Genomic DNA, 14,260 nt, shown 5'->3' with positions numbered 1-14,260 from the left:
ATCCGCTCCATCGTCGCCAGAGGGCGCGACCGAGGTATTTCGATGCCCGCAGTGCTTCGTTTCGTGCGACCGCGCCGGCGGTGACGGTCTTCCACGGTTTGGCGTTTTTGCGGGGCGGGATGACAGCGTGGGCGCCGCGGTCAGCGATTGCATCGTGGCATTTGCGGGTGTCGTAGGCACCGTCGGCAGTGACGCTGCCGATCTGCTGGTCCGCCGGGATTTGGCCAAGCAGGTCAGGCAGCACCGGCGCATCGCCGATATGGCTCCCGGTGACTTCGACGGCCCTGATCTCCAACGTTTCCTCATCAATCCCGAGGTGGATCTTGCGCCAGACGCGCCGTTTGGCACCGCCATGCTTGCGGGCGTGCCACTCGCCTTCGCCCTCGACCTTGATCCCGGTGCTGTCGATCAGCAGGTGCAGCGGTCCCTTGGACCCGCGATAGGGGATGTTCACGGCCAGGCTCTTCTGGCGGCGGGACAGGGTGCTGAAGTCTGGCACCGTCCAGTCGAGACCGATCAGCCGCAGGAGGCTCTCGACGAACCCGGTCGTCTGTCGCAATGCCATGCCGAACAACACCTTCATAGAAAGGCAGCTCTGGATAGCGGCGTCGCTGTAGGTCTGCTGCCGGCCACGCTTGCCTGTCGGCGCGGCCTCCCAGCTCATTTCGGGGTCGAACCAAATCGTCAGCGAGCCGCGGCGCTTGAGCGCTTCATTGTAGGCTGGCCAGTTCCTGGTCCTGTAGGTCGGGGGTGTAGGTCTGCTCATGCATCCCAGCTACCACGCTGGATTCATGAGATGAATCCCACACGGGATTTGTGCAACAGAGCCCTACTACTCTCTTATTCTATCAATATTTGCGTCTCTAGTCGCTGTCCTGAATTTGTCTAATTTCTTCCTGCGAAAGCGTTAGTGTGGAAATTTGGAAGTGCTGCTCCCACTCATTTTTTGGTGCATTGGGAACACATTTTGCCCTCACCAAAACTACCCCTTCCTTCTCTCCCCCGCAACCTCGCCGCCCTCCACCCCCTCGACACCGCCCGCCTGCAGGATCCGCCGTTCCTCGGCGCGGGTCATCTGGATCTTGCGGGTAAGGGGCGTCACCTAGGGCGCAGTCCGTTCGACCCTCACCGCCCCCTAACAAGACCTCTCGCCAATGTGGTCACGATAAAGCTCAGCGCGGCGACGCAGACGATGCTGGGGCCTGCGGGTGTGTCGAACAGATAGGCGCCGTATAGACCGGCCAGCGCCGACAGACCGCCGATGCCCGCGGCCCCCAGCGCCATGCCCTCGGGCGTGCCTGACAGGGGCCGGGCGGCGGCGGCGGGAATGACCAGAAGTGCGGCGATCAGCAGCACGCCCACCACCTTGATCGCCACCGCGACCACCACCGCCAGCGCCAGCGTCAGCCAGGTCTCGGCCCGGCGCGGATCGACCCCGGCGGCATGGGCCAGATCGGGGTTCAGCGTCGCGATCAGCAGGTCGGACCAGCGCCACAGCGTCAGCCCCAGCACCAGCGCCCCGCCGCCCCAGATCACCGCCAGGTCACCGCGCGACACCGCCAGGATATCGCCGAACAGAAAGGCCATCAGGTCCAGCCGCACATCGGCCAGCAGCGACACCGCCACCAGCCCCGCCGCAAGTGCCGTATGGGCCATCACCCCCAGCGCTGTGTCCATCGCATAGCCGCGCCCGCGCATCAGCGTCACCGCCGAGGCCATCAGCACCGCCGCCAGCACGACCGCCGGCAGGATCGGTGCCGACAGCGCCAGCGCCAGCGCCACGCCCAGCACCGCCGCATGGGCCGTCGCCTCGCCGAAATAGGCCATCCGCCGCCAGACCACGAAACAGCCCAGCGGCCCCGAGGCCAGCGCAACGCCCGCGCCCGCAAGGGCTGCACGGATCATGAAGTCGTCCAGCATCACCGGTCTCCGTGCTGATGCATATGCTCTGCGCCATGGTCATGGCCGCAGTCGTCGTCGTGGCTGTGGCTGTGCTGGTGGCGGTAGAGCGCCAGCGCCCCCCGCGTGCCGGTGCCGAACAGCGCCCGGTATTCCGGCGCGTCGGCCACCACCTCGGGCGTGCCCTCGCAGCAGATATGACCGTTCATGCACAGCACCCGGTCCGAGGCGGCCATGACGACGTGCAGATCGTGGCTGACCATCACCACCGCGCAGCCGAGGTCCTGGCGGACCTCTTCGATCTGTTGATAAAATGCGGCCGATCCGGGCTGGTCCAGCCCCTGCGTCGCCTCGTCCAGCAGCAGGAGTTGCGGGCGTTCCAGCACCGCGCGCGCCAGCAGCACGCGCTGGAACTGGCCGCCCGACAGGTCGGTCATCTGCCGGTTGGCCAGGTCGGGCACACCGGCGCGGGCCAGCGCTTCGGCGGCGACATCCTGCGGGACCCGGCGCGGCAGGCTCAGGAACCGGCTGACGGTGATCGGCAGCGTCGCGTCGATCGCCAGTTTCTGCGGCACATAGCCGATGCGCAGGCCCGGCGCGCGGATCACCCGGCCCGAGGCCGGGGGCAGGGCACCGATCAGCGCCCTGAGAAAGGTGGATTTGCCCGACCCGTTGGGGCCGACGATGGTGACGATCTCTCCGGGTTGAACGGCGACGGTGATATCGGCAAGCACGGTGCGGCCGTCGACCCGGATGCTCAGCCCCTCGGCGGCAATGACCGGCGTGCTCATGCGGCCTGACCCGCGCAGCCAGGGCAGAGCCCCTCGGCCTCGACCACGATCCGTTCGATGGTAAACCCGGCCTCGGCGGCGGCCTTGCCCAGGCGGCCCTGTTCCAGCTCGGTTCCCGCCTCGGCGACCGCCTTGCAGTTGCGGCAGATCAGAAAGGCGGGCACGTGATCCTCTTCTGGATGGGCGCAGGCGGTATAGGCGTTCAGGCGCTCGATCCGGTGGGCGAATCCGTTCTGCACCAGGAAATCCAGCGCCCGATAGGCCACCGGCGGTTGCGAGCCCAGCCCGTCGGCGGCGAGTATGTCGAGGATCTCATAGGCGCCCATGGCCCGGTGACGGTCCAGCAGGATTTCCAGCACCCGGCGGCGCACCGGGGTGAATTGCAGCTTGTGCGCGGCGCAGTGCCTTTCGGCCTGATGCAGCGCCGTGGCGATGCATTGGCTGTGGTCGTGACGTTCGAAACCTTTGGCGGTCATGGGGGTCTCCCGGCGAATTTCAGGCTTGATATGTTATAACATCTTCGATATCAAGTCGAGCAATCTGTTACACTATAACATGTCGAGATGCCCATGACCCGTCTATCCCTATCCGCGCTGATGATGACCTGTGCCATGCCACTGCTGGCCGAGGTGCCGCAGGTTGCGGTCGACATTGCGCCCGTTCATTCGCTGGTGGCCCAGCTCATGGCCGGGGTTGGCGAACCGGACCTGATTGTGCGCCCCGGTGCCTCGCCGCATGGTTATGCCCTGCGCCCGTCCGAAGCGCGAGCAGTGCAGCAGGCCGATCTGGTGGTCTGGATGGGCGAGGAACTGACCCCGTGGCTGGAGAAGCCGCTGTCGTCGCTGTCGGGCGATGCCCGCCATATCGCACTGCTCGAACAACCCGCGACGGCGCGGTTGGGATATCGCGATCTGGCGCATGATGACCACGAAGATCATGACGATCATGACGATCACAAGGAACATGCAGATCACGAAACGCAGGGCGACAAAGGGCATGACGATCACGCGCAGGCCGCGCATGACGACCATGACGGCGATCATGATCACAGTGGCACCGATCCGCATGCCTGGCTCGATCCGGGCAATGCCAGCGTCTGGCTGTCGCTGCTGGCCGAGGAACTGGCCGGGCTCGACCCCGAACACGCGGACCGGTACCGCGCCAACGCGGCCGAGGCGCAGGCCCGGCTGGCCGAGCTGACAGTCCAGATCGCGGCAGAGTTGCAACCGATGCAAGGTAAACCCTTTATCGCGTTTCACGATGCCTATCAGTATTTCGAACGTCCCTTTGGCCTGACGCTGGCCGGCACCGTGTCACTGGGCGATGCCAGCAGCCCCAGCCCGGCCCGGCTGGCGCATCTGCGCGAAGAGGTGGTGGAAGAGGCGGTGACCTGCGCTTTTTCTGAACCGCAATACAATACTGCCCTGATCGAAACGGCGGTCGAAGGGACAGGTGCGGCGATTTTTGTGCTCGACCCGCTGGGCGCTGGGCTGGAGCCGGGACCGGAGCTTTATCCGCAGGTGCTGCGCGATATGGCGGCAAGCTTTGCCGCCTGCGCGGCCCAATGATCGGGGCCGCCGTTATTCGGCTGCGCTGAACCCTTCGATCAGCTGGCGCAACCCAAGGGCGGCGCCGGCAAAGATCGCCAGAAAGGTGACCGGGGCGCTGATCGCCAGCAGGCTGAAGGCTGTCAGCCCCTGACCCACGGTGCAGCCCATGGCAATGACTGCGCCGGTACCCATGATCGCTGCTCCTACGATCTGGCGGCGCAGTTCGCGCGGGTCCTCGCAGGCCTCCCAGCGGAAATGGCCCTTAATCAGCGATCCGAAAAAGGCGCCCGCCCAGACCCCGGCGACCGAACCCACCGCAAAGGACAGCGGGCGCACCGAACCGGTCATCGCGTAGAGGATGGATTCGCCCACAGGTGCCGAGAAGCTGTGCGACACCACCTGCAACCCGTCGAACCCGTTCTGATAGACCCAGTAGCTGCCGGCCCAGCCGCTGACGATTGCCGCCGCCACCACCAGCGACCAGAAGATGGATTTCGGTTCCTGCCGCAAATCGCGCGAAGACAGCGCTCCCAAGCAAAGTATCAGCCCAACGGCGATGCCGATCACATGTACCGGCAGACCGGTCAGCAAATGGGCGTGATGGGCCAGCCCCGGCGGCAGGTCGCCGGCGACCTCGATCTGGGGAAACAGCAGGTTGCGCAGCGGCGCCAGAGGTCCGGCCAGGGTGACATAGGTAAAGACCCCCATCACCAGCACGATGACAAAGGCGCGCAGATCGCCGCCGCCCAGCCGCGCGATCGAGCCGTAGCCGCAATTGCCTGCCAGTGCCATGCCATAGCCGAACATCAGCCCGCCCAGGATCGAGGCCAGCGGCATCCAGCGGATCGACAGGTAATAGCTTTGCTCGGGATCGAGCCAGCCCAGCCCCATCAGGCCGAAACTGCCCGCCATGGCGGCGCCGATGGCCAGCACCCACATCCGCATCCGGAGGTCGGAGCCGCCATAGAGCAGGTCTTCGATCGCGCCCAAGGTACAGAACCGGCCCAGGCGTGCGGCCAGCCCCAAGGCAATACCGCCCAGAAGGCCAATCAACGCAACGGCCTGGCTGTCGCTCAGCCAAACAAGCATGTTTTCCTCCCCACGCTCCGGTGGCCGGTTCCGCTTGATGGCGACCGGAACCGGGTGGGCGGCTCAGTCGTTGTTGCAGAACAGGTCGTAGACCACTTCCAGTATCCGCCTTGGCCGCTCATCTGCCAAGCGGTAAAAGATCGCCTTGCCCTCGCGGCGCGGAATTACCAGACCTTCGAGCCGTAGACGGGACAGTTGTTGCGAGACCGCTGCCTGACGGGCAGCAAGCAACTCTTCCAACTCGGTTACCGATTTCTCGCCCGATACCAGATGGCACAAAATCATCAGCCGCCCTTCGTGACTGATCGCCTTGAGGAAATTCGACGCGGTGGTGGCATTGTCGACCATCTTGTCGAGTTCATCATTGGCCATATCGGTCGAAAACTTCGGAAGTGCCATGTCTCTTGTCCTCGTCCCCGGGTCGGTCCCGGGCAATAACTCAAGCGTCAACCCTCTGTCTGGCGCGCCGGGCGCCCTTTAACCGATTTGCCGCGCGTAATCCACCATCACACGCGAATATGTTTGTTCTCGTGTCCCGCCTGCTCAACTGCTGCCGGGAGGTTTGGGTACAAAGCCCGTGTGATCGACCAACAGCTTTTCCAGCAGCGGCCAGAAGAAATCCTCTCCCGGATAGCCTTCGAGCCGCGCCAGCTCGCGCCCGTCCTCGACGATCAGAAAGGTCGGGGTGAACACCACCCGGCGCGCGGTTTCCAGGTCGGAGGGAATCGCGCGTAGATCGACCCGGCGCAGCGGGGCAAAGGCGCCCTCGGCGGTCTTGGGGTAGATCGGCGCGATTTCCTCGTTCCATCGAGCGCACCATTCGCAGCCATGCTGCTCGACCATGACCAATTCCGCGGCCAGCGCCGGCAAGGCAAGGACCGCGGCCAAACCCGCGGCCAGAAAGTTTCTCGTCATGCCCATGAATGCACCGTTGACCTTTCACTTACACAAAACATAATTTGAATGTGTGAATAGATCAAGCCGCGCGCAAGCGCCGTGCATCACAAGGCCGACAGATGTTCGAAATTTCCTATCTTGGTGCGCTGTTTGCCGGGCTGCTCAGCTTCTTTACACCCTGCGTGCTGCCGATGGTGCCGTTCTACCTGTCCTATATGGGCGGGCTCAGCATGGCCGAACTGCGCGGCGACGGGCGGATCGCGCCGGGGGCACAGCGGCGTCTGATCGTGTCGTCGATCGCCTTTGCCGCCGGGGTCACCTCGGTCTTCATGATGCTGGGTATGGGGGCGACCGCGCTGGGGCGGCTGTTTGGCACCTATCTGGACACGCTGTCCTGGGCGGCGGCGGCGATTCTGGTGGTGTTCGGCCTGCATTTCCTGGGCGTGATCCGGGTGCCGCTGCTATATCGCGAGGCCCGGATGGACAGTTCCATGCCCGCCTCGACCCTGCTTGGGGCCTATCTGATGGGTCTGGCTTTCGGCTTTGGTTGGACACCCTGTGTGGGCCCGGCGCTGGCGGCGATCCTGATGATCGCCAGCGGCATGGGCGAGATCTGGCGTGGTGGCCTCTTGCTGCTGGTCTATGGCGTCGGCATGACCGCGCCTTTTGTGGTAGCCGCCTTTTTCGCGCGTCCCTTTCTGGGGTGGGTCCAGCGCCATCGCGCCGCCTTTGCCTGGGTTGAGAAGGGGATGGGGGCAATGCTGATCGTATTTGCTATCCTGATTGTCACCGGCGGTGTGAACTGGATCGCCGACGCGATGATCCGTTGGGTTCCCAGCTTTTCGGCACTGGGCTGAGGGGCGGGCTGATTATGAGGTGAGGAGATGAGAAGATTTCTGGCGATTCTGGGCCTGCTGGCCCTGACGGGCGGCGCGCAGGCTGCGGAGCTGGGCGATGACGGGCTGCACAAGACCGCGTGGATGCGCGACACGTTCAAGGACCTGCGCGAGGACCTGGGCGAGGCCAACGCAGAGGGCAAACGCCTAGTGCTGTTCTTTGAGCAGCGCGGCTGCGTCTATTGCGCCAAGATGCACAAGGAGGTGTTTCCCCGACCCGAGGTGAGCAGCTATATCGAAGAGAACTATTTCGTGGTACAATTGAACCTGCACGGCGATATCGAGGTCACCGATTTCGATGGTGAGGCGCTGTCGGAAAAGGACATGGCCCGCAAATGGGGTATCCTGTTCACGCCGACGATTCTGTTCCTGCCCGAAGAGGTGGCCGAGGACCAGTCGGCGCAACAGGCGGCGGTGGCGGTGATGCCCGGCGCCTTTAGCGCGGGTACTACGCTGGACATGTTCACCTGGGTTGCCGAAAAGCGGTATGCGCTTGATAATGATGAGGATTTCCAGCGGTATCACGCGCGGCGCATTCAGGAGCGCAGCAATGGTTCAACGGACTGAAGGTCAGGCGCAACAAAATTCCAATTCATATTTGTGAATTTGATGTTGCGTTCAAGGTGGTTCGTGGCCTACGGTATACCGAGCGAGTTTCGCCACGTGCGCAGACACGTGGGAGCCAATGGGAGGACACATGAAGACAACTATTCTGACGCTGGCCGCGGCGCTGATCGGTGGCGCAGCCTGGGCGGGTGAAACCGCACCAGGCGATGTGATCTATGCCGACGGCGCCGTCGAGGCATCGCTGACCGGAACACCTGGCGATGCGGCGAACGGTGCCATGGTCGTGGGCTCTAAACAGCACGGCAACTGCGTCGCCTGTCATCAGGTAAGCGCATTGGCGGATGTGCCCTTCCATGGCGAGATCGGGCCGTCGCTGGACGGCGCAGGAAGCCGTTGGACCGAGGCCGAGCTTCGCGGGCTGATCGCCAATGCCAAGATGACGTTCGAAGGATCGATGATGCCGTCCTTCTACCGGATCGACGGCTATACCCGCCCCGGTGATGCCTATACCGGAAAAGCCGCTAAGGGTGCGTTGTCACCTCTGTTGTCGGCGCAAGAGATCGAAGACGTGGTCGCATTCCTCGCGACCCTCAAGGACGAATAAGCCGTGCCGAAACCGCACGGCGACAAACAAAGGAGAGCAACGATGGATTTCTCACGTCGTGACACCCTGGGTCTGGCCCTGGGCGCAGCGGCCCTGACGGTGCTGCCGTTCCGCGTGAACGCCGCCGCCGAGGACCGGATCGCCGAGTTCACCGGCGGTGCCGAAATGGGCGAGGGCGGTTTGACCCTGACCGCGCCCGAGATTGCCGAGAACGGCAATACCGTTCCGATCGAGGTCAGCGCGCCCGGCGCGGCGTCGATTCTGGTTCTGGCCATGGGCAACCCGACCCCGGGCGTGGCGCAGTTCAATTTTGGCCCGCTGGCTGCGGCGCAGTCGGCATCCACCCGCATTCGTCTGGCCGGGACTCAGGACGTTGTCGCCATCGCCAAGATGGCCGACGGTTCCTTCGTCAAGGCCAGCTCGACCGTAAAAGTGACCATCGGCGGCTGTGGCGGCTAAGCCCGCTCGTCCGATAATCAGGAGACAAGACACATGGCATCTGGTGTTAAACCCCGCGTGAAAGTCCCGAAATCGGCAGCAGCCGGTGAGGCAATCACGATCAAGACCCTCATCAGCCACGCGATGGAAAGCGGTCAGCGCAAGGACAAGGAAGGCAATGTCATTCCGCGTTCGATCATCAACCGCTTCACCTGCGAATTCAACGGCCAGTCGGTGATCGACATCACCATGGAGCCGGCGATTTCCACCAACCCCTATTTCCAGTTCGAAGCGACTGTGCCCGAAGCGGGCGAATTCGTGTTCACCTGGTATGACGATGACGGCTCTGTCTACAACGACAACAAGTCGATCACGATCGCCTGATCCGCGGTCCTAGGCAAAAGATGCCGCCGCCCGGTGCGCGAACCGGGCGCGGCCAATCACCCAAGGGAGGAATATGGATGAAAGTCAGGGCAATGACCGCGATTGCCGCGTTGCTGGCCGCGCCTCTGGCGGCGGTGGCCGGCCCGGACGGCGATGAGTTGGTCGTCAATGGCGAGATCAACATGGTCACCCAAACCGAAGCGCCCGCTCATCTGGATGGCGCGCTGTCCGAGTTGTACTCGGGCTGGCGCTTCCGTTCGGACGAGACCCAGGCGTTGCAGATGGATGACTTCGACAACCCGGCCATGGTCTTTGTCGACCAGGCGCAAGAGGCTTGGGACACCGCCGATGGTTCCGAGGGCAAATCCTGCGCCTCGTGCCACGGCGATGCCGCCGAAAGCATGGCGGGCGTGCGGGCGGTCTATCCCAAGTGGAACGAGGCCGCCGGAGAGGTGCGCACTCTGGAAGCGCAGGTCAACGACTGCCGCGAGAACCGCATGGGCGCCAAGGCGTGGAAATATGACGGTGGCGACATGGCGGCGATGACGGCGCTGATCTCGGTGCATTCGCGCGGCATGCCGGTGAATGTGGCGATTGACGGCCCGGTTCAGGCAACCTGGGAGATGGGCAAGGAAATCTACTACACCCGTTATGGTCAGCTGGAACTGAGCTGCGCGAATTGCCATGAGGACAATTATGGCAACATGATCCGCGCCGACCACCTGAGCCAGGGGCAGATCAACGGTTTCCCGACCTACCGCCTGAAAAATGCCAAGCTGAACACGGCCCATGCCCGCTTCAAGGGCTGCGTGCGCGATACCCGCGCCGAGACGTTCAGCTCTGGTAGCCCGGAATTTGTGGCGCTGGAACTCTATGTTGCCAGCCGCGGCAACGGTCTGTCGGTCGAAGGACCCTCGGTCCGCAACTAACAACTGGGCCCCGCACCGGAATATCGGTGCGGGGTCTTTTTTGCCCAGACAAATTCACTTTTGTGAATTTATGATGAAAACGATCAGGAAAAGGCTGCCTCATGATCTCCCGTCGCGACTTTCTTCAGGTTTCCATGGCCGCATCGGCCCTGGTGGGGGCCTCCGGCTTTGGCAATTGGTCCCGGCTGGCCGCGCAGCAGGCGTTGACCCAGGACCAGTTGCTGGAATTCGACACGTTCGGCAACCTGACCCTGATCCATATCACCGACATCCATGCCCAGCTGATGCCGATCTATTTCCGCGAGCCCGAGGTTAATCTGGGCATCGGTGCGGCCAAGGGGCAGATGCCGCATGTCACGGGTGCCGATTTCCGCCGCTTCTACGGGATCGAGGATGGCAGCCCCTCGGCCTATGCGCTGACCTATGACGATTTCTCGTCGCTGGCCCGTGCCTACGGTCGGGTGGGCGGCATGGACCGGGTCGCCACCGTGGTGAACGCGATCCGCGCGGACCGGCCCGATGCGCTGCTGCTGGATGGCGGTGACACCTGGCACGGCTCCTACACCTGCTTCCACACCGAGGGGCAGGATGTGGTCAACGTGATGAACGCGCTGAAACCAGATGCGATGACCTTCCACTGGGAATTCACCCTGGGCACCGACCGGGTCACCGAGTTGGTCGAAAGCCTGCCCTTTGCCTCGCTGGGCCAGAACATCTTTGACGCCGAATGGGACGAGCCGTCGGAGCTGTTCAAACCTTACAAGTTCTTCGAGCGCGGAGGCGTCAAGGTTGCCGTCATCGGTCAGGCCTTCCCCTATATGCCAATCGCCAATCCGGGCTGGATGTTCCCCGAGTTTTCGTTCGGCATCCGCGAAGAGAACATGCAGGCCATGGTCGACGAGGTCCGGGCTGAGGGCGCCGAGGTCGTCGTGGTGCTGAGCCATAACGGCTTTGACGTGGACAAGAAGATGGCGGGCCGGGTCACCGGCATCGATGTCATTCTCAGCGGCCATACCCATGACGCGCTGCCCGAACCGGTGCTGGTGGAGCAGACCTATGTGATCGCCAGCGGCTCGAACGGCAAATTCGTCAGCCGGGTCGATCTGGATATCCGCGATGGCCGGATGATGGGCTTGAAACACAAGCTGATCCCGATCTTTTCCGACGTGATCGCGCCCGACCCGCAGGTAACCGCCCTGATCAACGCGCAGCGAGAGCCGCATATCGACCAGCTGCGCGAGGTGATCGGGCGCACCGCCGATGATGCGCTGCTCTATCGTCGCGGCAATTTCAACGGCACCTGGGACGATCTGATCTGCGACGCGCTCATCTCCGAACGCGATGCTGATATCGCCATGTCGCCCGGCGTGCGCTGGGGGCCGTCGATCCTGCCGGGGCAGGAGATCACCCGAGAGGATATCTGGAACGTAACCTCGATGAGTTACGGTGCCGCCTATCGCACCGAGATGACCGGAGAGTTCCTGCATGTGGTGCTCGAGGATGTGGGTGACAACCTGTTCAACCCCGACCCCTATTACCAGCAGGGCGGCGACATGGTGCGTGTCGGCGGGCTGGGTTACCGCATCGACGTGACCAAGCCGCAGGGAGAGCGCATCAGCGAGATGACCCTGCTGAAAACCGGGGAAAAGATCGACCCGGCCAAGAATTATGTCGTCGCCGGCTGGGCCAGCGTCAACGAGGGCACCGAAGGCCCGCAGATCTGGGATGTGGTCGAAAATCACATCCGCAAACTGGGCACCGTCAACGTGACCCCGAATACATCGGTCGAGGTCGTGGGCGCCTGAGGCGCTCACACCTAGCCAAAATTTTTTTGAGCGATTGCATTCACATAGGCGAATGCAGTGATGCAAAGGAGGCAATAGTATGAGTGAAAGCTCTGGCAAGCACAGCCCGTCGCGCCGCCGGTTCCTGACCAGTGTCGCGGCCGCCGGTGCAGGGGCCGTGGCGGCGGGCGCGGCACGGGCCGCAGGCCCCGATCCGCTGATCACCGAGGTTCAGGACTGGGCGCGCGCCACCGGCGACGGTGTGGACGCGACCCCCTATGGCCTGCCCATCGAATACGAGGGCGACGTCATTCGCCGCAACGTGGAATGGCTGACCGCCGACACGATCAGCTCGATCAACTTCACCCCGATCCACGCGCTGGATGGCACCATCACCCCGCAGGGATGTGCCTTCGAACGGCACCATTCGGGCGCCATCGCGTTGAAGAAGGAAGATTACCGCCTGATGATCAACGGGTTGGTCGATCAGCCGCTGGTCTTCTCCTATGCGGATTTGGAACGTTTCCCGCGCCAGAACCACGTGTATTTCTGCGAATGTGCGGCAAACTCGGGCATGGAATGGGCCGGTGCCCAGCTAAACGGCGCCCAGTTCACCCATGGCATGATCCATAACATGGAGTATTCCGGCGTCTCACTGCGCACCCTGCTGGAAGAGGCGGGCTTGAGCGCGGCGGGCGATCTCAAGGACAAATGGGTCTATGTCGAGGGCGCCGATGCTTCATCCAACGGCCGCTCGATCCCGATGGAAAAGGCGCTGGATGACGTTCTGGTCGCCTTCAAGGCCAATGGCGAGGCGCTGCGCAAGGAACATGGCTATCCCGTGCGCCTGGTTGTACCCGGCTGGGAAGGCAACATGTGGGTCAAGTGGCTGCGCCGGATCGAGGTGATGGACGGCCCCGTCGAAAGCCGCGAGGAAACCTCGAAATACACCGACACGCTCGAGGATGGCACCAGCCGCAAATGGACCTGGGTGATGGATGCCAAATCGGTCGTCACCTCGCCCAGCCCGCAGGCGCCGATCACCCATGGTGCGGGTCCGCTGGTGATCACCGGCCTGGCCTGGTCGGGTCGCGGCGCGATCACCGGTGTCGATGTCTCGATGGATGGCGGCAAAAGCTGGCAGCCCGCCCGCCTGGCGGCGCCGGGGCAGGACAAGGCGCTGACCCGGTTCTATCTCGATACCAACTGGGACGGCTCCGAGATGCTGTTGCAAAGCCGCGCCCGCGATTCCAGCGGCTATGTGCAGCCCACCAAGGCGCAGCTGCGCGAGGTGCGGGGCCTCAACTCGATCTATCACAACAACGCGATCCAGACCTGGTGGGTCAAGGCAAACGGAGTGGCCGAAAATGTCGAAGTTTCCTAAGCTGACCCTCACCGCATCGGTCACCGCGCTGATGTTGTCGGCGCCGGCCTGGGCGGGCGAATTCGGTCTGGGCCGCCCGGCGCTGCCCGAAGAGATCGCCGCCTGGGATCTGGACGTCAGCCCCGATGGCACCGGCCTGCCCGCAGGCGAGGGTTCGGTCGAGGATGGCGAGATGGTGTTTGCCGAACACTGCGCCATCTGCCACGGCGATTTCGCCGAGGGTGTCGACAACTGGCCCAAGCTGGCCGGTGGCATGGACACGCTCGACCGCGAGGATCCGCTCAAGACCGTAGGCTCCTACTGGCCGCACCTGTCCACCGCCTGGGACTATGTGAACCGCTCGATGCCCTTTGGGAACGCGCAGTCGCTCAGCCCGGACGACGTCTATGCGATCGTGGCTTATATCCTCTATTCCAACGATCTGGTGGATGACGATTTCGTGCTCTCGAACGAGAATTTCGCCGAGGTCGAACTGCCCAATGCCGATGGGTTCATCATCGATGACCGCGAAACGTCCGAAGCGCATTTCTGGACCGCCGAGCCCTGCATGGAAAACTGCAAGGACACGGTCGAGATCACCATGCGCGCCAGAGTACTGGACGTGACGCCGGATACGGGCGGGGACGACGCGGCCGCGGCAGAGCCCGAGGAAGCGGCCACTGTCACCGAAGCGGCAGCAACCGAAACGGCGGCGGAACCTGCGCCGGTGGAAGAGGCGGCGCTTGATCCCGAGCTGGTGGCAGCGGGGGAAAAGGCCTTCAAGAAGTGCAAGGCCTGCCACCAAGTCGGCGAGGGTGCCAAGAACAAGACCGGTCCCATGCTCAACGGTATCGTTGGACATGCTGCCGGTGCGGTTGACGGGTTCAAGTATTCCAAGCCGATGCAGGCCGCTGGCGAAGGCGGGCTGGTCTGGACCGAGGACGAACTCGCCGCCTTCCTCGCCAAACCCAAGGCCTATATGAAGGGGACCAAGATGTCCTTTGCCGGGCTGAAGAAGGAGGACGATATCGCCGCCGTCATCGAATACCTGAAGAGTTTCGAGTAAGCG

Annotated in this window: 17 protein-coding genes; 10 read left to right on the top strand and 7 right to left on the bottom strand. The window is 63.4% G+C overall.

Translation table 11 applies throughout. The features are described 5' to 3' along the window. The 4 genes from AC2FL1_RS16480 to AC2FL1_RS16465 all read right to left on the bottom strand — a co-directional run. Nucleotides 1-766, bottom strand: a 766-nt coding sequence (locus tag AC2FL1_RS16480; RefSeq protein WP_496877678.1) for an IS5 family transposase, incomplete at its 3' end; no start/stop codon positions are given. 359 nt (nucleotides 767-1,125) lie between these two features. Continuing rightward, complete coding sequence (locus AC2FL1_RS16475) at nucleotides 1,126-1,920, bottom strand: metal ABC transporter permease (protein WP_044027949.1); 795 nt, start codon at nucleotides 1,918-1,920, stop codon at nucleotides 1,126-1,128. Next, nucleotides 1,920-2,690: an ATP-binding cassette domain-containing protein gene (locus tag AC2FL1_RS16470; protein WP_496877677.1), complete on the bottom strand. Its 771-nt coding sequence runs from the start codon at nucleotides 2,688-2,690 to the stop codon at nucleotides 1,920-1,922. Before AC2FL1_RS16470 ends, AC2FL1_RS16475 begins: the two co-directional genes overlap by 1 nt. Continuing rightward, nucleotides 2,687-3,166 (bottom strand): helix-turn-helix domain-containing protein, encoded by a 480-nt coding sequence (locus AC2FL1_RS16465; protein ID WP_011046734.1) that lies wholly within the window; start codon nucleotides 3,164-3,166, stop codon nucleotides 2,687-2,689. Before AC2FL1_RS16465 ends, AC2FL1_RS16470 begins: the two co-directional genes overlap by 4 nt. Before the next feature lie 87 nt (nucleotides 3,167-3,253). On the opposite strand from AC2FL1_RS16465, the gene AC2FL1_RS16460 reads away from it, so the two are divergent. Further along, on the top strand, nucleotides 3,254-4,258 hold the full coding sequence (locus tag AC2FL1_RS16460) for a zinc ABC transporter substrate-binding protein (RefSeq protein ID WP_496877676.1): 1,005 nt from the start codon (nucleotides 3,254-3,256) through the stop codon (nucleotides 4,256-4,258). A gap of 12 nt (nucleotides 4,259-4,270) precedes the next feature. On the opposite strand, the gene AC2FL1_RS16455 is transcribed toward AC2FL1_RS16460, so the two are convergent. The 3 genes from AC2FL1_RS16455 to AC2FL1_RS16445 form a co-directional block, all read right to left on the bottom strand. Further along, nucleotides 4,271-5,329, bottom strand: a complete 1,059-nt coding sequence (locus tag AC2FL1_RS16455) for a YeeE/YedE family protein (protein WP_496877675.1) — start codon at nucleotides 5,327-5,329, stop codon at nucleotides 4,271-4,273. A 63-nt stretch (nucleotides 5,330-5,392) separates the two neighbouring features. Further along, nucleotides 5,393-5,728: an ArsR/SmtB family transcription factor gene (locus tag AC2FL1_RS16450; RefSeq protein WP_496877674.1), complete on the bottom strand. Its 336-nt coding sequence runs from the start codon at nucleotides 5,726-5,728 to the stop codon at nucleotides 5,393-5,395. A 144-nt stretch (nucleotides 5,729-5,872) separates the two neighbouring features. Continuing rightward, nucleotides 5,873-6,250, bottom strand: a complete 378-nt coding sequence (locus AC2FL1_RS16445) for a thioredoxin fold domain-containing protein (RefSeq protein WP_496830608.1) — start codon at nucleotides 6,248-6,250, stop codon at nucleotides 5,873-5,875. A gap of 95 nt (nucleotides 6,251-6,345) precedes the next feature. On the opposite strand from AC2FL1_RS16445, the gene AC2FL1_RS16440 reads away from it, so the two are divergent. The 9 genes from AC2FL1_RS16440 (at nucleotide 6,346) to AC2FL1_RS16400 (ending at nucleotide 14,257) form a co-directional block, all read left to right on the top strand. Continuing rightward, nucleotides 6,346-7,083 carry a cytochrome c biogenesis CcdA family protein gene (locus AC2FL1_RS16440; RefSeq protein ID WP_234139414.1) on the top strand — a complete coding sequence of 246 codons (738 nt, stop codon included), beginning with the start codon at nucleotides 6,346-6,348 and terminating at the stop codon, nucleotides 7,081-7,083. 27 nt (nucleotides 7,084-7,110) lie between these two features. After that, nucleotides 7,111-7,689 carry a thioredoxin family protein gene (locus AC2FL1_RS16435; RefSeq protein ID WP_496859298.1) on the top strand — a complete coding sequence of 193 codons (579 nt, stop codon included), beginning with the start codon at nucleotides 7,111-7,113 and terminating at the stop codon, nucleotides 7,687-7,689. 130 nt (nucleotides 7,690-7,819) lie between these two features. Then, nucleotides 7,820-8,293, top strand: a complete 474-nt coding sequence (gene soxX, locus AC2FL1_RS16430; RefSeq protein WP_496877673.1) for a sulfur oxidation c-type cytochrome SoxX — start codon at nucleotides 7,820-7,822, stop codon at nucleotides 8,291-8,293. Nucleotides 8,294-8,335: 42 nt separating this feature from the next. After that, on the top strand, nucleotides 8,336-8,752 hold the full coding sequence (gene soxY / locus AC2FL1_RS16425) for a thiosulfate oxidation carrier protein SoxY (protein WP_496830602.1): 417 nt from the start codon (nucleotides 8,336-8,338) through the stop codon (nucleotides 8,750-8,752). A 33-nt stretch (nucleotides 8,753-8,785) separates the two neighbouring features. Then, nucleotides 8,786-9,115 carry a thiosulfate oxidation carrier complex protein SoxZ gene (gene soxZ, locus AC2FL1_RS16420; RefSeq protein ID WP_496877672.1) on the top strand — a complete coding sequence of 110 codons (330 nt, stop codon included), beginning with the start codon at nucleotides 8,786-8,788 and terminating at the stop codon, nucleotides 9,113-9,115. A 77-nt stretch (nucleotides 9,116-9,192) separates the two neighbouring features. Then, a complete protein-coding gene (gene soxA / locus AC2FL1_RS16415; protein WP_496830599.1) occupies nucleotides 9,193-10,044 on the top strand; it encodes a sulfur oxidation c-type cytochrome SoxA in 852 nt (283 codons plus the stop codon). Between the two features lie 101 nt (nucleotides 10,045-10,145). Further along, nucleotides 10,146-11,849, top strand: coding sequence for a thiosulfohydrolase SoxB (gene soxB / locus AC2FL1_RS16410; RefSeq protein WP_496877671.1), 1,704 nt, complete (start codon nucleotides 10,146-10,148; stop codon nucleotides 11,847-11,849). Nucleotides 11,850-11,928: 79 nt separating this feature from the next. Next, nucleotides 11,929-13,212 carry a sulfite dehydrogenase gene (gene soxC, locus AC2FL1_RS16405; protein WP_234218620.1) on the top strand — a complete coding sequence of 428 codons (1,284 nt, stop codon included), beginning with the start codon at nucleotides 11,929-11,931 and terminating at the stop codon, nucleotides 13,210-13,212. After that, nucleotides 13,196-14,257: a c-type cytochrome gene (locus AC2FL1_RS16400; protein WP_496877670.1), complete on the top strand. Its 1,062-nt coding sequence runs from the start codon at nucleotides 13,196-13,198 to the stop codon at nucleotides 14,255-14,257. Before soxC ends, AC2FL1_RS16400 begins: the two co-directional genes overlap by 17 nt. The last annotated feature ends 3 nt before the right edge of the window (nucleotides 14,258-14,260 follow it).

The sequence above is a fragment of the Ruegeria sp. YKSF070 genome, from assembly GCF_059612725.1.
Note: the sequence above shows the minus strand (reverse complement) of the source record. Positions and strands in the feature narration are given on the sequence as shown.